This is a genomic window from Streptomyces sp. WAC03905 (assembly GCF_057371075.1).
In genome coordinates this window covers 4,306,968-4,328,975 of sequence record NZ_JBXYDZ010000003.1, presented here as the reverse complement: position 1 = coordinate 4,328,975, position 22,008 = coordinate 4,306,968, and the positions used below count along the sequence as shown (strand labels likewise).

At 72.4% G+C, this 22,008-nt stretch carries 24 protein-coding genes, 2 pseudogenes and 1 riboswitch; of the genes and pseudogenes, 12 read left to right on the top strand and 14 right to left on the bottom strand.

From position 1 onward, the window contains the following. Positions 1-194: 194 nt before the first annotated feature. Positions 195-665, bottom strand: a complete 471-nt coding sequence (locus tag AC2RP6_RS22200) for a lamin tail domain-containing protein (RefSeq protein ID WP_486447758.1) — start codon at positions 663-665, stop codon at positions 195-197. Positions 666-1,138: 473 nt separating this feature from the next. Continuing rightward, positions 1,139-2,113 carry a helix-turn-helix domain-containing protein gene (locus tag AC2RP6_RS22195; protein WP_486447757.1) on the bottom strand — a complete coding sequence of 325 codons (975 nt, stop codon included), beginning with the start codon at positions 2,111-2,113 and terminating at the stop codon, positions 1,139-1,141. A gap of 412 nt (positions 2,114-2,525) precedes the next feature. On the opposite strand from AC2RP6_RS22195, the gene AC2RP6_RS22190 reads away from it, so the two are divergent. After that, positions 2,526-3,761 (top strand): serine hydrolase domain-containing protein, encoded by a 1,236-nt coding sequence (locus AC2RP6_RS22190; protein ID WP_486447756.1) that lies wholly within the window; start codon positions 2,526-2,528, stop codon positions 3,759-3,761. A gap of 107 nt (positions 3,762-3,868) precedes the next feature. Here AC2RP6_RS22190 and AC2RP6_RS22185 read toward each other — a convergent pair whose 3' ends face one another. Continuing rightward, complete coding sequence (locus tag AC2RP6_RS22185; protein ID WP_486447755.1) at positions 3,869-4,138, bottom strand: DUF4031 domain-containing protein; 270 nt, start codon at positions 4,136-4,138, stop codon at positions 3,869-3,871. 7 nt (positions 4,139-4,145) lie between these two features. Continuing rightward, positions 4,146-4,520, bottom strand: a complete 375-nt coding sequence (locus AC2RP6_RS22180; protein WP_486447754.1) for a hypothetical protein — start codon at positions 4,518-4,520, stop codon at positions 4,146-4,148. 470 nt (positions 4,521-4,990) lie between these two features. On the opposite strand from AC2RP6_RS22180, the gene murQ reads away from it, so the two are divergent. From murQ to AC2RP6_RS22160, 4 genes are read left to right on the top strand one after another with little or no spacing between them, the layout of a single operon-like run. Further along, complete coding sequence (gene murQ / locus AC2RP6_RS22175; protein ID WP_486447753.1) at positions 4,991-5,926, top strand: N-acetylmuramic acid 6-phosphate etherase; 936 nt, start codon at positions 4,991-4,993, stop codon at positions 5,924-5,926. A 31-nt stretch (positions 5,927-5,957) separates the two neighbouring features. Further along, entirely contained in the window at positions 5,958-7,463 is a 1,506-nt protein-coding gene (locus AC2RP6_RS22170) for a PTS transporter subunit EIIC (RefSeq protein ID WP_486447752.1), read from the top strand. 28 nt (positions 7,464-7,491) lie between these two features. Then, the gene (locus tag AC2RP6_RS22165) at positions 7,492-7,887 is read left to right on the top strand and encodes a hypothetical protein (RefSeq protein WP_486447751.1); all 396 of its coding nucleotides are present in this window, start codon (positions 7,492-7,494) and stop codon (positions 7,885-7,887) included. Further along, entirely contained in the window at positions 7,884-8,471 is a 588-nt protein-coding gene (locus AC2RP6_RS22160) for a GNAT family N-acetyltransferase (protein ID WP_486447750.1), read from the top strand. The genes AC2RP6_RS22165 and AC2RP6_RS22160 overlap by 4 nt, the downstream gene beginning before the upstream one ends. A gap of 34 nt (positions 8,472-8,505) precedes the next feature. On the opposite strand, the gene AC2RP6_RS22155 is transcribed toward AC2RP6_RS22160, so the two are convergent. Together AC2RP6_RS22155 and AC2RP6_RS22150 are read right to left on the bottom strand one after the other, a co-directional pair. Beyond that, positions 8,506-9,024, bottom strand: coding sequence for a hypothetical protein (locus AC2RP6_RS22155; RefSeq protein ID WP_486447749.1), 519 nt, complete (start codon positions 9,022-9,024; stop codon positions 8,506-8,508). After that, entirely contained in the window at positions 9,021-9,239 is a 219-nt protein-coding gene (locus tag AC2RP6_RS22150) for a hypothetical protein (RefSeq protein ID WP_486447748.1), read from the bottom strand. Before AC2RP6_RS22150 ends, AC2RP6_RS22155 begins: the two co-directional genes overlap by 4 nt. Before the next feature lie 115 nt (positions 9,240-9,354). On the opposite strand from AC2RP6_RS22150, the gene AC2RP6_RS22145 reads away from it, so the two are divergent. Beyond that, positions 9,355-10,191 carry a helix-turn-helix domain-containing protein gene (locus AC2RP6_RS22145; RefSeq protein ID WP_486447747.1) on the top strand — a complete coding sequence of 279 codons (837 nt, stop codon included), beginning with the start codon at positions 9,355-9,357 and terminating at the stop codon, positions 10,189-10,191. Further along, a complete protein-coding gene (locus AC2RP6_RS22140; protein WP_486450403.1) occupies positions 10,184-10,399 on the top strand; it encodes a DUF397 domain-containing protein in 216 nt (71 codons plus the stop codon). Before AC2RP6_RS22145 ends, AC2RP6_RS22140 begins: the two co-directional genes overlap by 8 nt. A 76-nt stretch (positions 10,400-10,475) precedes the next feature. On the opposite strand, the pseudogene AC2RP6_RS22135 reads toward AC2RP6_RS22140, so the two are convergent. After that, positions 10,476-10,598 (bottom strand): annotated as a pseudogene (locus AC2RP6_RS22135) (S8 family peptidase); the annotation flags it as partial. Positions 10,599-11,049: 451 nt separating this feature from the next. On the opposite strand from AC2RP6_RS22135, the gene AC2RP6_RS22130 reads away from it, so the two are divergent. Beyond that, positions 11,050-11,397, top strand: a complete 348-nt coding sequence (locus AC2RP6_RS22130; protein WP_486447746.1) for a protease inhibitor I9 family protein — start codon at positions 11,050-11,052, stop codon at positions 11,395-11,397. Positions 11,398-11,511: 114 nt separating this feature from the next. After that, complete coding sequence (locus AC2RP6_RS22125) at positions 11,512-13,197, top strand: serine/threonine-protein kinase (RefSeq protein WP_486447745.1); 1,686 nt, start codon at positions 11,512-11,514, stop codon at positions 13,195-13,197. Positions 13,198-13,227: 30 nt separating this feature from the next. On the opposite strand, the gene AC2RP6_RS22120 is transcribed toward AC2RP6_RS22125, so the two are convergent. Further along, the gene (locus tag AC2RP6_RS22120; protein WP_486447744.1) at positions 13,228-13,410 is read right to left on the bottom strand and encodes a hypothetical protein; all 183 of its coding nucleotides are present in this window, start codon (positions 13,408-13,410) and stop codon (positions 13,228-13,230) included. A 126-nt stretch (positions 13,411-13,536) separates the two neighbouring features. Here AC2RP6_RS22120 and AC2RP6_RS22115 point away from each other — a divergent pair, with 126 nt between their 5' ends. After that, on the top strand, positions 13,537-14,427 hold the full coding sequence (locus AC2RP6_RS22115; protein ID WP_486447743.1) for a S41 family peptidase: 891 nt from the start codon (positions 13,537-13,539) through the stop codon (positions 14,425-14,427). Here the strand turns inward: AC2RP6_RS22115 and AC2RP6_RS22110 are convergent. Both AC2RP6_RS22110 and AC2RP6_RS22105 read right to left on the bottom strand, forming a co-directional pair. Further along, positions 14,424-15,032: a phosphoribosylanthranilate isomerase gene (locus AC2RP6_RS22110; RefSeq protein WP_486447742.1), complete on the bottom strand. Its 609-nt coding sequence runs from the start codon at positions 15,030-15,032 to the stop codon at positions 14,424-14,426. The genes AC2RP6_RS22115 and AC2RP6_RS22110 overlap by 4 nt on opposite strands. A 42-nt stretch (positions 15,033-15,074) precedes the next feature. Beyond that, complete coding sequence (locus AC2RP6_RS22105; protein ID WP_486447741.1) at positions 15,075-15,614, bottom strand: YjbQ family protein; 540 nt, start codon at positions 15,612-15,614, stop codon at positions 15,075-15,077. 259 nt (positions 15,615-15,873) lie between these two features. Here AC2RP6_RS22105 and AC2RP6_RS22100 point away from each other — a divergent pair, with 259 nt between their 5' ends. Then, entirely contained in the window at positions 15,874-16,446 is a 573-nt protein-coding gene (locus AC2RP6_RS22100) for a Uma2 family endonuclease (protein ID WP_486450402.1), read from the top strand. Between the two features lie 84 nt (positions 16,447-16,530). Here the strand turns inward: AC2RP6_RS22100 and groL are convergent, their stop codons facing one another. The 4 genes and pseudogenes from groL to thrC form a co-directional block, all read right to left on the bottom strand. Next, complete coding sequence (gene groL / locus AC2RP6_RS22095) at positions 16,531-18,150, bottom strand: chaperonin GroEL (RefSeq protein ID WP_046778676.1); 1,620 nt, start codon at positions 18,148-18,150, stop codon at positions 16,531-16,533. A 328-nt stretch (positions 18,151-18,478) separates the two neighbouring features. After that, the gene (locus tag AC2RP6_RS22090) at positions 18,479-18,685 is read right to left on the bottom strand and encodes a cold-shock protein (protein ID WP_030009783.1); all 207 of its coding nucleotides are present in this window, start codon (positions 18,683-18,685) and stop codon (positions 18,479-18,481) included. Between the two features lie 398 nt (positions 18,686-19,083). Continuing rightward, positions 19,084-19,362, bottom strand: coding sequence for a MoaD/ThiS family protein (locus tag AC2RP6_RS22085; protein ID WP_486447740.1), 279 nt, complete (start codon positions 19,360-19,362; stop codon positions 19,084-19,086). Between the two features lie 36 nt (positions 19,363-19,398). Next, positions 19,399-20,698, bottom strand: a pseudogene (gene thrC / locus AC2RP6_RS22080) (threonine synthase). Beyond that, positions 20,692-20,849, bottom strand: a riboswitch (SAM riboswitch). It overlaps the preceding pseudogene by 7 nt. 186 nt (positions 20,850-21,035) lie before the next feature. On the opposite strand from thrC, the gene AC2RP6_RS22075 reads away from it, so the two are divergent. After that, positions 21,036-21,986, top strand: a complete 951-nt coding sequence (locus AC2RP6_RS22075; protein WP_486450401.1) for a glucosyl-3-phosphoglycerate synthase — start codon at positions 21,036-21,038, stop codon at positions 21,984-21,986. Positions 21,987-22,008 lie beyond the last annotated feature (22 nt).

Below are 22,008 nucleotides of genomic sequence, written 5' to 3'. Positions count from 1 at the left end.
AGGGCACGTTGCACGTCCTCCTGGACTTCGGCACGGCGCCTCCCGGTGGGGGCAGCAGTGCGGGCCGCCGCCCGGTCGGGGCGACGGCCCGTGCTCGCGGCCGGTCGGCGGCGGTGACCGCCTGGTCCGGCTACGGGTGGTGGGTCAGGTCGCGCAGGCCCTCCGGCATGGGTGCCCGGCCCGCGCGCGGCAGGTCAGCGACGACGGCCCCAGGACTCGGTGTCGACGGTGCGGCCGCGGTCGTCGCGCAGGGTGGCGGTGTCGGAGCGGTTGTCCCACACGTAGTCGCGGCGGTCCTGGAAGAGGTCCGTGCGGGTGTCGCGGCCGTTGCCGGAGTGGATGCGGATGGTGTCACGGGCGCCGATGCGGACGTTGTTGAAGCGGTAGCGGTTGCCGTCGCTGTCGCGCAGGGTCCAGCCGCGGAGGTTGATCGGGTTGCGGGTGGTGTTGCGGATCTCCACCCACTCCGCGTTGAGGGAGCGGTTCGAGCGGTCCTCGCGTCCGGGGCTGTCGGCCTGGACCCGGCTGATCTCCACCCGCGGCCGCTGCTGGTGGTGGCGGTCGCCGTCATGGGCGGCCGCCGGCAGCGCGGCGGCGGAGACGATCGCGCCGGCGGCCAGGACGGTGGCGGCGATACGGCGTACGGAGGAAGAAGCGGAAGACATGGATGGCGCCCCTCAAGGACAGCCCTCCACCAGCCGAAACACGGTGGTGAAGGCGCTTTCGGTGTCGGCCCGGTTGAGCCGAGGGCCACACTCTCGACCCGGCACGAGCCCCGCCGCAGCCCCCACCGACGCCGGTTACCGGACACGGACATATCCGTCACAGTCGCCTGGACACTGCACCCATTCCACCCGAACGTGCCCCTGACATTCACTGACCGCTACATCCATCCGCCCCGCAAACCGGACATCCGGGTCGACGCGCTCCGGCGCACCACGGGGCGCACTTCTCCGCCGCCTCACCCGCCCGGCCCAGCCGCTCACGTAACAGCCGTTCTGCGGAATTCTTCGCACACCAGTTCCTTCATCGCACGCACGTCACGGCCCGCAACAGGCGAAGGGGCGGCGCGCCGAGAGGGAGCCGAAGCCCTGCCGGCCACCGCATGCGGGCGGTCCCGGCGGACGGGCGGGCTGGTTCAGCCCGGGAGGTGGGCCGTGGCCTCCGGCGACCCGGTCAGACAGCCGCGGCAGCGGCCGGGGACGGCCGCGCGGAAGGCGCGGTCGCAGACCTCGCAGGTCCGCAGCGGGTGTCTGACGGTGTCCGGCGCCGCCGGGGCGCTGTACGGAGGGACGGGCGGGAGCTGGGCGGCCAGCCGGTGGGCCAGCAGGGCGGCCGGGCGGCGCAGGGGCTCCTGCGGAAGGCCCGCCGTCAGGGCGTGGTGCACAGCGCCCGGCGGCACGTCCCGCTCCAGCCAGGCCGCCACTCCGGGCGCGAGGTGGTCGACCTCCTCGGCGGAGAGCAGGAGGCGCGGGTCCGCGCGGCGGAGCCCGGCTAGGACCTCGACGGCGGACCCGAGCAGGTCCGGGGTCGGGTACGCGGGCTGCGGCACGGCGGGGAGGGAGCGGCGCGGCGACTCGTCCCCCCGGCGGGCGGGGCGGCGGGGCCGCGGCTTCGGCGGCTCCGGTCCGTCCCCGGCACCGCGCCCCGCACCCTCCCCGGCACCGCGCCCCGTACCCTCCCCGGCCCCGCGCCCCGCACCGTCCCCGGCCCCGGAGCGGCCCGGCTGGTTGCAGGAGACGGTGCGGGTGACGACGCGGCCGCTGCTCGTGCGCTCACAGGTGCGGCGCAGGTAGCCGTGGGCCTCCAGTTCGCGCAGGGCGGCGGCGATCCGGGTCTTCCCCTCGGGGAAGCGGGCCGCGAGGGTCCGGATGTCGATGGACGCACCGGTGGGCAGGGACTGGATGTGGACGGCCAGGCCGATGGCCAGCAGCGACAGTTCGGCATGCTGGGCGAGGTGGTTGCCGATCACCGTGAAGCGGCTGGTGTGGCGGGCGTTGTCGTGGACGACACCACCGGAGCGGGTGTGCGGGCGGGTGCCCCGGGACGGGTGGTTTTCCACGCCGTTACGGGACTGGGCGGGCGGGCGCACGCTAGTGTTCTGGGTATCCATCAGGAAGGGCTGTCTTCCTCGGTGGTCAGGCCCCCGCCCCGGGATTGCAGTCCCGGCGGGGGCCGTCGTATGTCAGTGGTGGGTGGGTCCGTCGCGCTGAGCGTAGATCAGGCAACCCGCCCCGAAGCCAGCCGAGTTGCCATTTTTCACCCGCCCGAGTGAGCGTGTGCCCGGGGCGGGTGGGGTGGGGTTGGGTGTGGTCCTTTCCCGCTCGTGTCTTGGGTCCTGGGACCGTCCCCGCCACCGGCGGCCCGGAACACGGGCTCCGGTGCGCGGACTCCCTCGCGCGGGCGATGTCCGCGGGGCGCCGCGCCCGGTCCCGGTCGCCGCCGCGGAGCCCGGTTCCTACGATGGAAAGGTCGGCTCGGGGATCCGCAGACCGCTCGGGGACGTGCGTCAGAGGTGATCCTGCATGGGCCGGTACCGCACGCCCACCGTCGTGGCCGCCGCCTCCCTCCTGCTGACCGCGCTGTGCGCGGGCCAGGCCCCCGCGGCCGCCCCGCCGGACCGGGTCGGCATCGACGACGTGGTCGCCGAGCAGCTCGACGACGCGATCACCGCGGCCATGCGCGAGGCCGGCATCCCCGGGGTGGGCGTCGGCCTGTGGGTCGACGGCGACGAGTCCTACGTACGCGCCTTCGGCACCTCCGACAAGACCACCGGCACCCCCATCAAGACCGACATGCACACCCGCATCGGCAGCGTCACCAAGACCTTCACCATCACCGGCGTCCTCCAGCTCGTCGACGAAGGGAAGGTACGGCTCGACGCGCCGATCTCGACCTATCTCGACGGGGTCCCCGACGGCGACCGCATCACCGTCCGGCAGCTCGCCGACATGCGCAGCGGGCTGTACGACTACACGCAGGACCCGCGCATGCTGGCGACCTACCAGGCCGACCCCTACCGCGCCTGGAAGCCGCAGGAAATGCTGGACATCGCCTTCCGGCACCCGGCGAACTTCCCGCCCGGCGCGCGCTGGGAGTACTCCAACACCAACACCGTGCTGCTCGGCCTCCTCGTGGAGAAGATCAGCGGGCAGCCCCTGCACACCTACCTGGAGCAGAACGTCCTCGCACCGGCCGGTCTGGACGCCACCTCGCTGCCGACCGGCGCGGAGATCACCAGCCCGTACGTGCACGGCTACACGAACTTCACCCCGGACGGCGCCACCGTCGACGCCTCCCAGTGGAACCCGTCCTGGGGCTGGGCGGCCGGCGCGATGATCTCCACCATCGACGACCTGCACAGCTGGGTCCCGACCCTGGTCGACGGGCGGCTGCCGGACGGCGACCGGCTCCTGGAGCCGGACACGCAGGCCCAGCGGCTGCGCATGCTGCCCACCGGGCACCCGGACGTGGGCTACGGCCTCGGCATCGCCTCGATCGACGGCTGGATCGGGCACAACGGCGAGCTGCCCGGCTACGAGACCATCGCCGTCCGCCTCCCGCAGGACCGGGCCACCCTGGTGATCGTCGTGAACTCCGACGTCGACGGGAAGTTCGGCAACCTCAGCTCCCTCGTCGCCAACAGGATCACCAAGATCGTGACCCCGGAGCACGTCTGGTCCCTCCCGAAGGCGGCCCAGCCCAACGCCGTCCCGGAACCCTCGACGTCGCCGGCCACGTCCCCGTCGCCGAAGCCGTAGGACGCAGGGCCCTCCGCGCCTGCCCGCCGGGCCCGGAGCGCGGTCGGCACGTTCCCCGGCGCGGGGCGTGGCCGCCCGCCGTCCACGCGAATCCGTGACGACACGATTCAGGCCGCCGGGCGGCCCTTCGGGCGGCGCAGGCCGGCCGCGGTGAGGCGGCGGACGAGTTCCTTGCTGCCGACCTCGACCGCACCCGCCGCGACGGCGTCGGCGTAGCGGTACGAGGGCACGTCGTAGTGGTCCCGCTCGAAGGCGCGCGGCGGACAGCCGATGCCCGCCGCGAAAGCGTGCAGCTCCCCGTACGAGACGTCGCTGACCAGGTGCGACCACATGCGGCCGTGACCCGGCCAGGTCGGCGGGTCGATGTACACGGTCACCGACGGCTCACCGGAGGCCGAAGACGGGGCCGAGGCCGCCGACCGCGGCCACTCTCACGCCCGCCTCAGAGCACACCCATTGCGGGTCGGGTCCGAGCTCCGGCTCCACGTCCAGCGCGTGCGGATCGCCGTGGGTGCAGACCGGGCACAGCGGCCAGCGCCCGTACTTCTCCAGCAGCGAGTCCTGCACGTCCTGGGCGACGAGCCCGGGCAGGTAGTCGACGCCCTCCGGCCACTGCTCCACCCACCACCGGCGGTGCGTGACCGAGTCCTCGACGAGGGAGACGACATCGGCATCGGCGACCTCACCGGCGGCGAGATCGGCGAGCACGAGTGCGCGGGCGACGTGCAGCGCCTGTTCCAGGGGGGTCGTTCGGTCCATGGGCCCATTGTGGACCTGTCGACAGCCGCTGACGAAGGCCGCTCCTCGTGGGCCCAATGGCGGATTGACCGCCACCCCGCCTGAAAATAGCGTTCGAGCGTGACCAGGGAGCCGAGAGAGACCTCCGCCCGGTCGGCCCGTGACCGGGGACGCAACCCCCGGCCTGCGGCCCCGCCCCGCAGCCGCAGCCGCCCCGGCCGCCCAGTCCGCTCCGACCCGCCGGACCCGGGCCGCCCCTTCCGGCTCGGGCAGGGCGCGCCGCCGGGCCCGCCCGCACCCGGGTACGCCGACCCGGACACCGCGCCGGGCGGGCCGGACCCTGCCGACTCCGCCGGCACGGGCCCCGGCCCCGTACGAGCCCGGCGCCGCCCGCGGGCGACCCGCACGGCGCACCGGCCGCCGAAACCCTCACACCCCGCCGAACCGCCGAACTGCCGACCCGCAGACCCGCCGCCCCGGAGGCTCCTGCCATGACCGCGTACGCCGAGCTCCGCGCCCAGCTGGAGACGCTGACCACCGAGGCCTTCCGTCCCGAGCTCGCCGAGATCGACCGGCTGTCCACCCTCGACATCGCCCGCACCATGAACGCCGAGGACGCCACCGTCCCGGCCGCCGTCGCCGCGCAGCTGCCCCGCATCGCCGCCGCCGTCGACGCGATCGCCGAGCGCATGGCCCGCGGCGGCCGCCTCGTCTACGCCGGCGCCGGCACCGCCGGCCGGATGGGCGTCCTCGACGCCAGCGAGTGCCCGCCCACCTTCAACACCGACCCCGCCGACGTCGTCGGCCTGATCGCGGGCGGCCCCTCCGCCATGGTCAAGGCCGTCGAGGGCGCCGAGGACTCCCCGCAGCTGGCCGCCGAGGACCTCGCCGCGCTGCGCATCGGGCCGGACGACACCGTCATCGGCATCTCCGCCTCCGGCCGCACCCCGTACGCGATCGGTGCGGTCACCGCCGCCCGCGACCGCGGCGCCCTCACCGTCGGCCTCTCCTGCAACGCCGGCTCCGCGCTCGCCGCCGCCGCCGACCACGGCATCGAGGTCGTCGTCGGCCCCGAACTCCTCACCGGCTCCACCCGCCTGAAGGCCGGTACCGCGCAGAAGCTCGTCATCAACCTCATCTCGACGATCACCATGATCCGCCTGGGCAAGACCTACGGGAACCTCATGGTCGACATGCGCTCCTCCAACGACAAGCTCCGCGCCCGCGCCCGCCGCATCGTCGCCCTGGCCACCGGCGCGCCCGACGAGGAGATCGAGGCCGCGCTCACCGCGACCGGCGGCGAGGTCAAGAACGCCATCCTCGTCGTCCTCGGCGAGGTCGACGGACCCACCGCCGCCGCCCTCCTCGCCGCTTCCCGCGGCCACCTCCGCGCGGCCCTCGCCGAGGCACACGCCCGGACCCGCTGACCCCACCCCCTACGGCAAGGCGACCACGACCATGTCCACTGAGTCCACTGAGTCCACTGACAAGAACCGCGCCACGGCCGCCGCGATCCTCCCCCTGGTCGGCGGCCCGGACAACGTCACCTCGATCGCGCACTGCATGACCCGCCTGCGCATCTCGCTGCGCGACCGCTCGCTCGTCCAGGACGCGGCGCTCCGGGCCCTCCCGGCGGTGCTGGGCGTGGTGGAGGACGACACCTACCAGATCGTGCTCGGCCCGGGCGCCGTCGCCCGCGTCACCCCGGAGTTCGAGGCCCTCGTCGAGGAGGGCCGCCAGGCCGCTCCCTCCGCCGCCGCCCACCCGGTCACCGCCGACGAACTCGCGGCGCAGGGCGCGGCCCTGAAGGAGGCGCAGAGGGCACGCAACGCCACCCCCTTCAAGCTGATGCTGCGCCGCATCGCGAACATCTTCGTCCCGCTGATCCCGGCCCTCATCGGCTGCGGCATCATCGCGGGCCTGAACGGCCTGCTCATGAACCTGGGTTGGCTGCCGGGCGTGGTCCCCGCACTCGCCGCCATCGCGTCCGGATTCATGTCGCTGATCGCGGTGTTCGTCGGATACAACACCGCCAAGGAGTTCGGCGGCACCCCGATCCTGGGCGGTGCGGTCGCCGCCATCATCGTCTTCCCCGGCGTCGCGAAGATCACCGCCTTCGGGACGGAGCTCAGGCCCGGCCAGGGCGGCGTCCTCGGTGCGCTCGCCGCCGCCCTGCTCGCCGTGTACGTGGAGAAGCGCTGCCGGCGCCTGGTCCCGGAGTCCCTGGACGTCCTGGTCACCCCTACCCTCACCGTCCTGATCACGGGCCTGGTCACTCTCTTCGGCCTGATGTTCCTCGCCGGTGAGGCCTCCGCCGCCATCGGCACCTTCGCCGACCGGCTGCTGTCCGTCGGCGGCGCGTTCGCGGGTCTGGTCCTGGGCGGGCTGTTCCTGCCGCTGGTGATGCTCGGCCTGCACCAGGCGCTGATCCCCATCCACACCACCCTCATCGAGCAGTCCGGCCACACCGTCCTGCTGCCGATCCTGGCCATGGCGGGCGCGGGCCAGGTCGGCGCGGCCATCGCCGTCCACTGCCGTCTCCCGCGCAACGGCTCGCTGCGCGCCACGATCAAGTCCGCCCTCCCGGCGGGCTTCCTCGGCGTCGGCGAACCGCTGATCTACGGCGTCTCCCTGCCGCTCGGCCGCCCCTTCGTCACCGCCTGCGTCGGCGGCGCGGCCGGCGGCGCCTTCGTCGGCCTCTTCAACCAGCTCGGCATCGCCTTCGGCTCCACCGCCATCGGCCCCTCCGGCTGGGCCCTCTTCCCCCTGCTGGACGGCAGTTCGAGCCTGGGCGTCACCGTCGCGATCTACGCGGGCGGCCTGCTGACCGGCTACCTCGTCGGCTTCGCCGCCACCTACTTCTTCGGCTTCACCCGCCGGATGCTGACCGACCTCAACAGCGACCCCGCCCCGGACGCTCCGGACGCGGTGCCCGGCCCCCCGAAGGAACCGGCCCTGGCCTGACCCCCGCTCCGGCGGGGATGCTGCGGGCATGGAGCTCCCCACCGAGGCCGTCGCCGCCACCGCCCTCATCGAGGTCGTACGCCTCACGGCGCCGCCCACGCGTCCCGGCCGCCCCTTCACCGGCGACCCCGTGGGCCACTGGGCCGCGGCCGAGGCGGAATCCGCCCTGGCGCTGATCGCGTCCCTGCCGGGAAGCGAACAGCACCGCTGCGGCTTCCACCCCGGCTGGGCCGTCCGCGCCTACGAAGCCACCCTCACGCTCGCCCTGTTCGAGGCGCAGTTCTGCTTCGGCTGCCACGAGGTCCGCCTGCACGGCCCGTCCGTCGCACCCGCCCGGGCGACGCAGTTCTTCGACGCGGGCAGCCCCGCGTCCCGCGCGCTCCTCGCCCGTTTCCGCGGAACGACCGGCATCATCGGATCATGATCGACGCCATACCTCCCGTGGTCCCCGCCGGCCGGATGCGCGCACTGCGGCAGCCGGAGTTCGCTCTGCCGGGCGGGATGCGCGTGCGCCCCTGGACCGCTGACGACGCCCCCGCGCTCGTCGCGGCCCACGGCGACCCGGACGTCCGGCACTGGAACCGCCCGAGCCGCCTCGACCCGGCCGGGGCCGAGGCCCGCATCGCCCTCTGGCACGAACGCTGGCAGGCCGAAAGGTCCGGGACCTGGGCCATGGCCCCCGAAGGCGGCCGGGCCGTCGGGCTGATCGGCCTGGCCGACATCGACCTGGCGGGCGGCAGCGGCGAAATCATCTACTGGCTGCTGCCCGCGGGCCGCGGCAGCGGCGTGACGGTCGGGGCCGCCGACCGGCTGGCCCGCTGGGTCTTCGACGACCTCGGCCTGCACCGCCTCCGCATCACGCACTCCGTCGCCAACCCGGCCTCCTGCGCCGTGGCGACGAAGGCCGGCTTCCCGCTGGAGGGCACCATGCGCGGCGCCCTCCTCCACGCGGACGGCTGGCACGACGAACACCTCCACGCCCGCCTGCGCACGGACACGTCCCCGTAGCGCCCCCGCCCGACCCGGCTACCGGGTGCACCCCTCACGCTCCGGCATCGTCCGCCCCGCCCGCCGCCCGCAGGAAGCGGGCCAGGTCGTCCACCGAGTAGCCGACGAGCGGCCCGCGGTCGGCCGCCATCAGCAGCAGCCGCCCGAGGTCCAGCGCGCCCCGGTCGCCGGAGCCGTCGGCTCCCAGCCCGGACATCAGCAGCCCGTGCTCGTCCCGGATCTCGGCGCACGTCGCGGCGACGGCGTCCAGCAGCCGCCCGCCGGGCCGTTCGCAGCGCAGCGTGAAACAGCCCTCGGACTCGTCCACCACGCAGCCCTGCGGCGGCCGCGCCCGGAGCGCGTCGTGGCGCGGATCGCCGACAGCGCCGTGGACCAGCGTGAACCGCTGCCACCCCGGCGGCGGAGGAGCCGGCGGCCCGCCCTGCCACCCGGCGTCGGCGAAGTCCTTCTCCAGCCAGCACAGCTTCCAGGCCAGCTCGAACTCCCAGCTCCGGGCCACCTCGAAGAACCCCTCCAGCGCCGCCTCCACCCGGGGCCGGTCGCAGTCGCTCATGGATGGGCCCGCTCATGGAGCACGGCGGCCAGCCGGAGCGCGGTGTCCAGATTGCAGCGCCCGAGGTCGATGAGCGGCAGCCCGTACGTGCCGGCCGCCGAGACCCGTTCCACGCCCAGGGAGGGGAACACGACGCCCACCCCGTCGAGGGCCTCTTTCAGTTCCCGTACGGCCTCCTCGGCCGCCCGGATCCGTTCCGTGGGGGTGAGCACCATGACATGTCACCTTTCTACTCTGAGTGGTCAGGTTCTGCACACAGAGTGGTGATCAGCTGGCTAGCCTTTCAAGGAAGCACCGAGAACAACCCCACCTGTTGGCCTTGGAGTTGCCATGGCAGGTAAGAACCTCGACCCGTCCTCCTCACCCCGCGCCCTGCTCGGCGCCGAACTGCGCGTGGCCCGCGAAGCGGCGGGGCTCAGCCAGGCCGAGTTGGGCGAACCGCTCTTCGTGAGCGGCTCGTTCATCGGCCAGCTCGAAGCGGGCACGCGCCGGATGCACATCGAGTTCGCGCGCCAGATGGACGACATCCTCAGCACGAACGGCTTCTTCGTCCGCAACTGCGGCGCGGCGGCCAAGTCCAAGTACCCGGACCACTTCGCCGCCGCGGCCGAAGCGGAGGCTCTGGCGAAGGCCATCCGCGAGTACGCGCCCCAGCTGATCCCCGGCCTGCTCCAGACGGAGGCGTACGCACGGGAGGTCTTCCGCGCGTACCAGCCCACCGCTCCCGAGACTGTCATCGACGAGCTCGTCGAAACCCGCCTTGCGCGAGCCGCGCTACTGAGTGATCCAACTACCCCACTGTTGTGGTGCGTCCTCGACGAGGCGGTTCTCCGTCGGGTGGGAGAGAACAAGACGGTGCTGGCTGAGGCCCTGCGGCATGTGGCAACCCTGATCCGGTCGCACCGGGTCATCGTGCAAGTGCTGCCGTTCAGCGCGGGTGCTCACGCCGGCCTGGATGGCTCGCTCAAGCTGATGACCTTCGAGGACGCTCCCCCACTCGTCTACGTCGACGGCATCGGCTTGGGCCAGTTGTTCGACGATCCAGCCACGGTCGGGCGCCACACCCTGACCTACGATCTGCTCACGGCCAGTGCGCTTTCACCACGCATGTCGTTGGCCCTGATCGAGTCCGTGGCGGAGGAGTACGAACGTGACCACCATGCCTGAGTACGACGTGTCAGCGGCCACGTGGCACAAGTCCAGTTACAGCGGCGGCGATGGCGGCAACTGCCTGGAGATGGCCACCTGGCGGAAGTCCACCCACGGCGAGGCCGGCGCCGGCGCACTGGTGCCGGTCCGGGACTCAAAGGTGCCCGGTGGGCCCCACCTCACCTTCGGCGGGCCCGCCTGGGAGGCGTTCCTCGCCAGCCTGTGACCCGGCTCCATCACAGACCCTTGGTGAACAACAGCTTGTCGGGGCCGCTGCCGCTGAGGTTCTGGATGACGTCCTCCACCCAGTCCAGGCCCGCGATGATCCCCGACCAGGGGCCCTTGCCGTCGCAGCCGAGGGCGACGTGCGTGCCGTGGCCGTTGCAGTCCGCGCTGTTGCGGCCGTCGCCGATGGCGTCGAAGCCTGGCGCCGGGGCGCGGTCCCCCGTGCGTCCTGCGCCACCGACTGCACTCCGCGCAGGTGCCGGACGGCCTTCAGCTGCACGCGCATGGAGGAAAGCTCCCGTTCGGGGGGCAAGCGAAATGGGGGAGCCGCGCCCGCGGCGTCGAACGCCTCCGCGGGAGCGGCCCACCCTTCGCATCGGTGCGGGCCCGGCGCGGCTTGAACGGTGGCCCCCGCACGGCCGATCGGCGCGCGGTCCCACCGGAACGGCGTGTCCGGCACGCTGCAGAAAGGGTTGATCGCCTGTGCCGCCGGGCCCGTGGCCCCGGCCGGCGCGGCCGGTGGCCGCCCGGCAGGATCACCCGTACGGTCCGCCACCACCTCAGGGGGCGCACGGCCGGTGCGCCGCCCGTGCCCCCGCCACACCCGGGGAGGTCTTTGACCGGCCCGGCCGTGCGTGATGCCCTCCACGCATGCGCATCCTCCTGAGCCGAGCGGGCCGGACCCTGCCCGCCGCCCTCGCCGTCCTGGCCGCCGTCGCCGTCCTGCCCGTGGCCGGTGCCGCCACGGCCGCGCCCGTGCCCGTACCCCGCACGGCCGCCTCCGACGAAGCCCCGTACATCGTCACCGTCCACAAGGACGTCGACCCGGCGCGGGTCGCCGGCATGGTGGGCGCCTCGCCCGACTACGTCTACAGCACGGCCCTGCACGGCTTCTCCGCCCGGCTGAGCCCCGGCCAGGTCATGGCCCTGCGCGTCATCCCCGGCGTGGAGTCCATCCACGAGGACGGCGGCGCGTCCTCCTTCGGCACGGCCGGCTGACAGGCACCCGCACCCGGCCGCACCGGCTCCCCGGCATCGCCCCGTACCCGCCCGGCGCTTAGGGTTGCGTGGATCAACTCATCGGTTGGTCCGGCAGGGATCGGGGGGAGACCGATGAACAGCGCGACCGAGGCGTTCCAGCCGCTGCGGGCCGACGATCCGCGGACCGTGGGCGGCTACCGGCTCGCCGCCCGGCTCGGGTCGGGCGGCATGGGCCGGGTCTACCTGTCGCACACCCAGGGCGGCCGTCCCGTCGCCCTCAAGGTGGTGCATCCCGAGCTGGCCGAGGACCCGACCTTCCGGCGGCGCTTCCGCCGGGAGGTGGAGGCCGCCCGACGGGTCCGCGGGGCGTACACCGCCGAGCTGATCGACGCCGACGCGGAGGCCACACCTCCCTGGCTGGCCACCGTGTACGTGCCCGGCCCCTCCCTGTCGGAGGCCGTCGCCCGGCGCGGGCCGCTGCCGGACGCGGCGGTGGTGTGGCTGATGGCGGGCGTGGCCGAGGCCCTCGTGGCCGTCCACGGCGCGGGCGTCGTGCACCGCGACCTGAAACCGTCGAACGTCCTCCTGGCCGCCGACGGGCCCCGCGTCATCGACTTCGGTATCTCGCAGGCCTCCGGCCTCACCGCCACCGCCACGGGCAACACCATCGGGACGCCCCAGTACATGGCGCCCGAGCAGGGGCTGGCGGGCGAGACCACGTCCGCCACCGACGTCTTCGCCCTGGGCCAGACCGCGGCGTTCGCGGCGCTCGGCAAGCCGCTGTACGGCCACGGTCCGTCCATGACCGTGCTGTTCCGGATCGTGCACTCCCAACCCGACCTGACCCAACTGCCCGAACCGCTGCGGCCGCTGTTCGCACTCTGCCTGGCCACCGCCCCCGAGGAGCGGGCCACTCCGGCGGAGATCCTCGCGTGGTGCCGCGACTACCTGGGCGAGGAGGCCGTCGCGGGCGGCGGACCGGCCGTCTGGCGGGAGGTCACGGGCCCGGAGGAGGCGATACCGGGTCCGGCCGCGCGGGACGCCGCGGCGGTGACCGTCGGCCCGGCGGGAGCCGCGGCGCCGGAGCCGGGGCAGGTGACGTCCGCGGTCCCGGACACCGGCGCCGGCGCGGCGCGGACGGGGTCGCGGACGCCCACCGCACCGGACGCGCGGGCGGGATCGCACGCCCCCGCGGTACCGGCGCCCGCGTCGGTGCACAAGCGGCGGCGCGCCGCGCGGATCGCCGGGGCGGCCGCGCTGACGGGCGCGCTGACGCTGGCGGGCCTGGGCTGGAAGCTCATGGACGGGACGGACCGCTCGGCCGGGCCGCAGGCCGCCGCGGCCAAGGCGTCCGGCCCGGCGGCGGCACCGGCCGGCACCGCCCCCGCACCTGTCCCCACGCCCACGCCGAGCGCGTCGCGACCGCCCGTGCCCGTCCCCTACCCCGGGCTGGAGCTCAACGAGAAGAACTCGATCAGCTTCACCGAACCCGTGCAGCACGAGGACGGCGACCGCACCGGTGACATCCGCATGAAGTGCGGGCCGGCCAGCGGCTGCCGCATGGAGAGCGACGACAGCATCTTCTCCATGCCGCAGAAGGCCGGCACCGGCAACCTCGCGACGTGCCGCGAGGAGCTGGAGCACGCGAGGGAGCACGACCTGACGCTGCACGTCATGGCGGCCGGCAGCGAGGTCTGCGTCAGGCACCCCTCCGGGGACATCGCGCTGTTCGTCATCGGCATCAAGTCGGCCCCGGGCCTGTCGAAGGACCCCAGCTGGCTCAGGGCCGACATGACGATCTGGCGCGCGGCCTCCTGACGTGAGGGCGGGGGCCGGCAGCGGAGCGGGTCACGCCGCCCGGTGCGGCGCGTCGGCGTCGAGGGCCACGACGAGGAAGGCGTCCCGGTCGAGGTCCATCACGACGGTCGCCCGCTGGCCCCGCTCCCGGCACTTGGCCGCGTACTCCTCGGCGGGCCAACTGCCGTAAGGGTCACTGGCGGGAAAGGAGTCCAGCACCTTCTTCCGGCGCACCGCAACCACCTCCTGAAACGACGGAGCGTCCTCACCGCTCGGTTGCCCCGCGCCCCGGATCCCATGCGCCGTCCCACGGCCAAATACCGTTGGGCAGGCCGCTGTTCGGGATCTAGCATGCCCACCGTGCCCCACAACGAAGAGATCATCGAGCAGGCCCTGCAGCAGATCGAGACGGGCTACGTCTTCCCCGAGAAGGCCGTGGAGACCGGCGCCGCGATCCGGCGCCGCCTCGCGTCCGGCGCGTACGCCGACCTGGACGGCCCGGCCCTCTGCCAGGCGGTCACCGCCGACTTCCAGGAGGTGTGCCCGGACCGGCACCTGCGGCTCCTGTGGGTCGAGGAGCCGCTCTCCTTGGAGCCGGAGGACCAGGACGCGGGACGCGCGGGGTTCCTCGCGCTGCTGCGCGCCGAGAACCAGGGCGTACGACGCGTGGAGCGGCTCGACGACGGCGTCGCACTCATCGAGATCACCCGGATAGCCACCGCCGACGAGGGCGCGGCCGTGATCGGCGCCGCCATGCAGCTCGTCGCGAGCAGCTCCGCCCTGGTCCTGGACCTGCGCTCCTGCCTCGGCGGCGCGCCCGAGGGAGCCGCCATGTGGAGCAGTTACTTCCTCGCCGACGACCAGGTCCACCTGCACGACATCTACGACCGGCCCACCGGGACCACCCGCCAGTTCTGGACCACGGCGCACCTGCCCGCGCCCCGCTACCTCGACCGGCCGGTGTACGTGCTGACCAGCGCCATCACCTTCTCCGGAGGCGAGGACGTCGCCTACACCCTGCAGTCGCAGGGCCGCGCCACCCTCGTCGGCGAGACCACCCGGGGCGGGGCCCACCCCACGGTCCGGCACACGCTGACCGAGCACATCCAGGTGACCGTTCCGGTCGCCCGCACCATCAACGCCGTGACCGGCGGCAACTGGGAGGGCGTCGGCGTCCTGCCCGACCTCCCCGCCCCCGCGGACCAGGCCCTCGAAACGGCCCTCAAGGCCCTCCGGACCGCCGCGTCCTAACCCCGGGCCCGGCGCGCCGCGTCGACGAAGGACCGGATCAGCTCCGGCGACTTGACCCCGCGCTCCCGCTCGACGCCACTGGAGACGTCCACCCCCCAGGCCCCGGTGGCGGCGAGCGCCTCGCGCACGTTGCCCGGATCCAGCCCGCCGGCCAGCAGCCACCGGCCCTCGGGCGCGGTGAAGTCCGCCGACCCCCAGTTCCACGGCTTCCCGGAGCCGGGGTCCGGGGCGTCGAGCAGCAGCAGGTCCTCTCCGTACTCCCCACACCTCACCACCCGCTCGGCGGTGGCCCGCAGCAGAGTGCGGCCCTCCGCGCGCAGCGCCGCGAAGTCCCCGGGACCCTCCTCGCCGTGCAGCTGCACGCCCCGTACGCCGCTCTCCTCGGCGAAGCGGCGCACCTCCTCGACGGACTGCCCGCGGAACACGCCCACGGTCAGCACCGGGTCCGGTACCCGGGCCGCCAGCTCGCGCGCGGTCGCGGCGTCGACCGTACGGGGGCTGCCGGGTGCGAAGACGAAGCCGACGGCATCGGCCCCGGCCGCCACCGCGGCGTCGACGTCCGGCGCGGTCCGCAGCCCGCAGATCTTGACGAAGAGGTCAGCCATACGTCCAGCCTATGCGGACCGGCGTCCCCGGTCCGGTCACCGTCAGCGCCCGGCCTGCACGGGCCCGAGCACGCTCCCGCCGACGAAGGCCGCGAGATGGGCGGCGCCCGCGTCGTCGGCGGTCGCGAAGTGCACGTACACGGTGTGCCGGCCGTCGGGATGCTCCTCGTTGAGGTCCAGCTCCACCCGCTGGTCCGTCGGGTCGGCCGACGCGGACGGTATGCCGGGCACGTCCGGCCAGGCCCCCCGCCACAGCATCGTGGCCGCCCCTCCGCGCAGTGCCCGCAGGAACGCCTGCTCCACCGGCCCGGGGGCGGCGTACGCGTCGACGGTCAGCGGCAGCGCCGCCGCGAGCTCGCGGTCGTCGCGCGGCAGTTCGGCACCGAGGTACCAGGTGTCGGCCGCCGCCCAGTAGTCCGACGGGTCGAACATCCCCGCCGGCAGCAGCGCCGCCATCGCCCGTGCCTCGGCGACGCTCCCGGTCCGCGCGCACAGCCACATCTCCGGTTCGAGCGGCCGCATCCGCCCGCACAGCATCCGCGCCCGCCGGTACGCCTCCCCGAGGTCGTCGGTCCGGTACACGGCATAGGCCCGCGAGCCCCCCACCCCCGCTCAGCCCCGCCCGGGCTCGACGGGCGTGGTGGCGCGCGGAACGGGATGAGAGACGCAGTGACCCATGGGCCGTACGGTCACACAGGCCCGCCCGCCCCGGCCAGCGGTTTTCACCGCCCGATCGGAGGAGAGAGCCGTAAGGGCCGGGCGGGGCACAGGCCGCGGCACTAGCCTGAAACGAGGCACGGGCTCAGCGCTGCACGCCATCCGGAGGAATACGGTGACGATCATGATCGAGCGGGCCACACCCATAGAGACGTCGCCGGCACCGCCGGACTTCGAAGACCTCCTGCGCACGGTCGCGGAGATGGACACGCCAGACGGCTTCAAGGCCGAGCTCATCCGGGGGAAGATCGTCGCGTCACCGTTTTCCAAGCTGCGCTACTACCGCCCCATGCGTGTGCTCCGGGAACAGCTCCAGGCGCGCGCGCCCAAGGGGCACTACGCGGACGTTGCTCCCTTCCTCTTCCGGTTTCCGGAGGCGGAGCGCGCCTTCTGCCCCGATCTCTTCGTCGCGGACGGGTGCGCCTTCGAGGAGGACGGCAGGCACGCGGACGGAGCCGCGCTGTCACTCGTAGCGGAGTTCACCTCGGTGTCCACGAGGGATGCCGACTGGAACGAGAAGCTCGACGTCTACGGACGCCTCGTGCCGGTCTACCTGGTGGTCGACATGCAGGACTCGGAGATCACCTGTCTCCACGACACGTCGCCGCACGGCTACCGCGCTCGGACGACGGTGTCCTTCGGCGAGCCGCTGCGCGTCCCCGCACCGTTCGACTTCGCACTCGACACCGCGTTCTGATCGGCGGGCAGCCGGAACGCCCGAGGGCGGCACCCCCGTGGGGGTGCCGCCCTCGTTCGAGAACAGCCGATCGACCTCAGTCGATCAGAAGTCCATGTCACCGCCCGGCATGCCGCCCGGAGCGGCCGCGGCCTTCTCCGGCTTGTCGGCGATGACGGCCTCGGTGGTCAGGAACAGCGCGGCGATCGACGCGGCGTTCTGCAGCGCGGAGCGCGTGACCTTCGCCGGGTCGATGATGCCCTCGGCGATCATGTCGACGTACTCGCCGGACGCGGCGTTCAGGCCGTGACCGATCGGGAGGTTGCGCACCTTCTCCACGACGACGCCACCCTCGAGACCACCGTTGACGGCGATCTGCTTGAGCGGGGCCTCCAGCGCGAGCTTCACGGCGTTGGCGCCGGTCGCCTCGTCACCGTCGAGCTCCAGCTTCTCGAAGACCGCGGAGGCCTGCAGCAGGGCCACGCCACCACCGGCGACGATGCCCTCCTCGACGGCCGCCTTCGCGTTGCGGACGGCGTCCTCGATGCGGTGCTTGCGCTCCTTGAGCTCGACCTCGGTCGCGGCACCGGCCTTGATGACGGCCACGCCGCCGGCCAGCTTCGCGAGGCGCTCCTGGAGCTTCTCGCGGTCGTAGTCCGAGTCGGAGTTCTCGATCTCGGCGCGGATCTGGTTCACGCGACCGGCGACCTGGTCGCTGTCGCCGGCACCGTCGACGATGGTCGTCTCGTCCTTGGTGATGACGACCTTGCGGGCGCGGCCGAGCAGGTCCAGGCCCGCGTTCTCCAGCTTGAGGCCGACCTCCTCGGAGATGACCGTGCCGCCCGTGAGGATGGCGATGTCACCGAGCATGGCCTTGCGGCGGTCACCGAAGCCCGGGGCCTTGACGGCGACGGACTTGAAGGTGCCACGGATCTTGTTGACGACGAGGGTGGAGAGCGCCTCGCCCTCGACGTCCTCGGCGATGATCAGCAGCGGCTTGCCGGACTGCATGACCTTCTCCAGGAGCGGCAGCAGGTCCTTGACCGAGCCGATCTTGGAGTTGACGATCAGGATGTACGGGTCGTCGAGGGACGACTCCATGCGCTCCATGTCGGTGGCGAAGTACGCCGAGATGTAGCCCTTGTCGAAGCGCATGCCCTCGGTGAGCTCCAGCTCCAGACCGAAGGTCTGGGACTCCTCGACGGTGATGACGCCTTCCTTGCCGACCTTGTCCATGGCCTCGGCGATGAGCTCGCCGATCTGGGTGTCGGCGGCGGAGATGGAGGCCGTGGAAGCGATCTGCTCCTTGGTCTCGACATCCTTGGCCTGGGCGAGCAGGGCGGCGGAGACGGCCTCGACGGCCTTCTCGATACCACGCTTGAGGGCCATCGGGTTGGCACCGGCGGCCACGTTGCGCAGGCCCTCGCGGACGAGCGCCTGGGCCAGGACGGTGGCGGTGGTCGTACCGTCGCCGGCGACGTCGTCCGTCTTCTTGGCGACTTCCTTGACCAGCTCGGCGCCGATCTTCTCGTACGGGTCCTCGAGCTCGATCTCCTTGGCGATGGAGACGCCGTCGTTGGTGATCGTGGGGGCGCCCCACTTCTTCTCAAGGACGACGTTGCGACCCTTGGGGCCAAGGGTGACCTTGACGGCGTCGGCGAGCTGGTTCATCCCACGCTCGAGACCGCGACGGGCCTCCTCGTCGAACGCAATGATCTTGGCCATCTGAAGTGGTCCTCCCGGACAGCGGTGGATTTCTCCCAGGACCGCGCCCGCGCCCGCGACGGACGGCCTGCGTGCCCGGCGGTTCCTTCCCACCGGACCCTGCGGGCCTCACCGACCCGGTCCTCGTTTCAGTAGCACTCTCACTCGTAGAGTGCTAACGCCAATGATTAGCACTCGACCCCCGAGAGTGCAAGCGGCTTCGAGGACGGGGCGGGCGCGCGGCGGGCGACACGCGAGGGGCCCACATCCCGTGACCGGGATGTGGGCCCCTCGTGGATCTTCCGGGTCTTCGACGGAAGACCGAGCGTCGGTGGTCGAGGCTCCGGGACTAGCCGAGCGCGAGCTTGACCATGTCCGCCTGCGGACCCTTCTGGCCCTGCGAGATCTCGAACTCGACCCGCTGACCCTCTTCAAGGGTGCGGTACCCGTCCATCTGGATGGCGCTGTAGTGGACGAACACATCCGCACCACCGTCGACCGCGATGAAGCCGTAGCCCTTCTCCGCGTTGAACCACTTGACGGTGCCCTGAGCCATGCCTAACTCCCCTATTACTGGCCCTTGCGCGGGAACGCACTTCGCGTTACCGGGTCAGAACTTGCGTCGGAACGCTTCGACCGAGGCTGAATGTATCTGCGCGAGTGCTGTCTGCAACAGGTCAATCCGACGAGAAATCTGGACACCGAGAAACATTGAAATAGAGTGAAAATTTGGCATCTTCCAGGGCAACTCGGGCCAGACATATCTCGCCAAAGCCCCATACCGCACCTGCACATTGACCCGATGTCGACCCTCACGCGACCCGTTCATATGCAGCGGGCAAGTCCAGCGGAGGGGACTTCCCCAACTCTACCGTGCCCAATCAAGCAGAATTACCCCCTCCGCTTTTAGCGGAGGGGGTAATTTCGGTTTCTTGGCCGGGACTCAGCCCCGGATCAGCAGCCGCCCGCGACGGCAGGAATGATCGAGACGCCGGCGCCGTCCGGCGTCACCGCCTCCAGCCCGCCCTCGAAGCGCACGTCGTCGTCGTTGACGTAGACGTTCACGAAGCGGCGGAGCTTGCCCTGGTCGTCCAGGACCCGCGCGGCGATGCCCGGGTGGTTCTGCTCCAGGGACGCGATGACCTCGGCGAGGGTCGCGCCCTCGGCCGGGACCTCGGCCTGACCGCCGGTGTAGGTGCGCAGGATGGTGGGGATGCGGACGTTGACGCTCATGGCGCTACTGCCTTTCCGGTAGTGCGTGGAGGGTGGTCAGGCCAGGCCGGCGGCGCGGAACGCGTCCAGGCTGGGGCGGATGGTGGCGGTCTGCCCGCTGTCCGCGGCCACCGCCTCCAGGGTCTTGAGGCCGTCACCGGTGTTGAGGACGACGGTGGTCAGCGCCGGGTCGAGCTGCCCGTTCTCGATGAGCTTCTTCGTCACGCCGACGGTCACGCCGCCCGCGGTCTCGGCGAAGATGCCCTCGGTCTGCGCGAGGATCTTGATGGCCTCGACGACCTGCTCGTCGTTGACGTCCTCGACGAAGCCGCCGGTGCGGCGCGCGATGTCCAGGACGTACGGGCCGTCCGCCGGGTTGCCGATCGCGAGCGACTTGGCGATGGTGTTGGGCTTCTGCGGGCGGACCACGTCGTGACCGGCCTTGAAGGCGGTCGACACCGGGGAGCAGCCCTCGGCCTGGGCTCCGAAGATCTTGTACGGCTTGTCCTCGACGAGGCCGAGCTTGATCAGCTCCTGCAGACCCTTGTCGATCTTCGTCAGCTGCGAGCCGGACGCGATGGGGATGACGAGCTGGTCGGGCAGCTGCCAGCCGAGCTGCTCGCAGATCTCGTAGGCCAGGGTCTTGGAGCCCTCGCCGTAGTACGGGCGCAGGTTGACGTTGACGAAGCCCCAGCCCTCGCCCAGCGGGTCGCCGATGCAGCTCGGAGCAGAAGCGGTTGACGTCGTCGTAGTTGCCTTCGATGCCGACCAGGTCGCCGCCGTACACCCCGGCCATGACGACCTTGCCCTGCTCCAGGTCGTGCGGGATGAACACGCAGGAGCGGAAGCCGGCCCGGGCGGCCGCGGCGCCGACGGCGCCGGCCAGGTTGCCGGTGGAGGAACAGGACAGGGTGGTGAAGCCGAAGGCGCGGGCGGCCTCGACGGCGATCGCCACGACGCGGTCCTTGAAGGAGTGCGTCGGGTTGCCGGAGTCGTCCTTGACGTACAGCTTGCCGGTGACGCCCAGCTCCTTGGCCAGGTTCCGCGCGTCGACGAGCTTGGTGAAGCCGGGGTTCAGGCTGGGCTTCGAGGCCACGTCGGCGGGGACGGGCAGCAGCGGCGCGTAACGCCAGATGTTGTCGGGGCCGGCCTCGATCGCCGCCCGCAGGGCTTCGGGGTCACCGGTGGGGAGCTCGTAGGCGACTTCCAGCGGTCCGAAGCACTCGACGCACGCGAAGATGGGACCGAGTTCGAAGCGGGTACCGCACTCACGACAGGAAAGGCCGTTGGCAGGTCCGAGATCGACAGAGGTGGCGACAGTCTGTGCAGCCATGATGGCGAGGCCCTTTCTCCTCATCTTCCCCATGGCGCATTTCGCCATGAGACGGAATTGGCACCTTCCCTAGCCGGGGACCTCGTCGACGAGCGCTGCTGCGCGATCGCGAGAACCGACTGGAGGGTTGCCGGGGCTTCAACGGGCCGTGTCCCTCTGCCCCTCTGGATGAGCGGTATGGCACCGGCACACGCGCTCTGTGGCGCGCCGGTGCGTTTGTACGCGGGGGACCCCCGGCATGCGGTGGTCCTTCGCGTTGTTCAAGACTGTAACCGAAGGGCCGGGCGGTTGAGACAGCCGTCCGAACCGCGAGATGGATCACATAAAGGCCCATAACGCCGACACGCAGGGAGTGCTGAGGGTGCTGGAAGAGGTGGAGCGCTGGCTGGCAGACCGCTCCTGGTCCGCCGCCGACCGACCGCTCGACCAGCTGCTCGACCTCAAACGGGCGGCCGGGACCACGGTCAGCGTGGTGCTGCCCGCGCTGGACGAGGAGGCGACGGTCGGCGCGATCGTCGAGGTGATCCGGCGTGAGCTGATCGAGGGACTGCCGGTCCCCCTCGTGGACGAGCTGGTCGTGATCGACTCGGGTTCGGCCGACCGGACCGCCGAGGTCGCGGCGAAGGCCGGCGCACGGGTGGTGCACCGGGACGAGATCCTGCCGCGGATCCCGGCGCTGCCCGGCAAGGGCGAGGTGCTGTGGCGCTCGCTGCTGGTCACCGACGGGGACGTCGTCTGCTTCGTCGACGCGGACCTGCGGGACTTCTCCGCCGCCTTCGTCTCCGGCATCGTCGGCCCCCTCCTGACCGATCCCGAGGTGCAGTTCGTCAAGGCGATGTACGAGCGCCCGCTCGGCGACGCCCCGGGCCAGGGCGGCCGGGTGACCGAGCTGGTCGCCCGCCCGCTGCTGAACCTGCACTGGCCGCAGCTGGCCGGCTTCGTCCAGCCGCTGGGCGGCGAGTACGCCGTACGGCGCTCCCTGCTGGAGCGGCTGCCCTTCCCGGTCGGCTACGGCGTCGAGCTGGGCCTGCTGGTCGACGCCCTGCACACCGTCGGTCTGGACGCGCTGGCCCAGGTGGACGTGGGCGTCCGGCTGCACCGCCACCAGGACGGTCAGGCGCTGGGCCGGATGGCCGCGGCGATCTACCGGACGGCCCAGGTACGGCTCTCGCGCGGGCACCTCGTACGGCCGGAGCTGACCCAGTTCGAGCGGGGGCCGGAGGGCTTCGTGCCCCGCACCCACCCGGTGGACACCGAGGAGCGGCCGCCGATGCTGGGCGTCCAGGAGTACGGCCGGCGGCACGTCGCGTGACGTGCCGCGTGACGTGTCCATA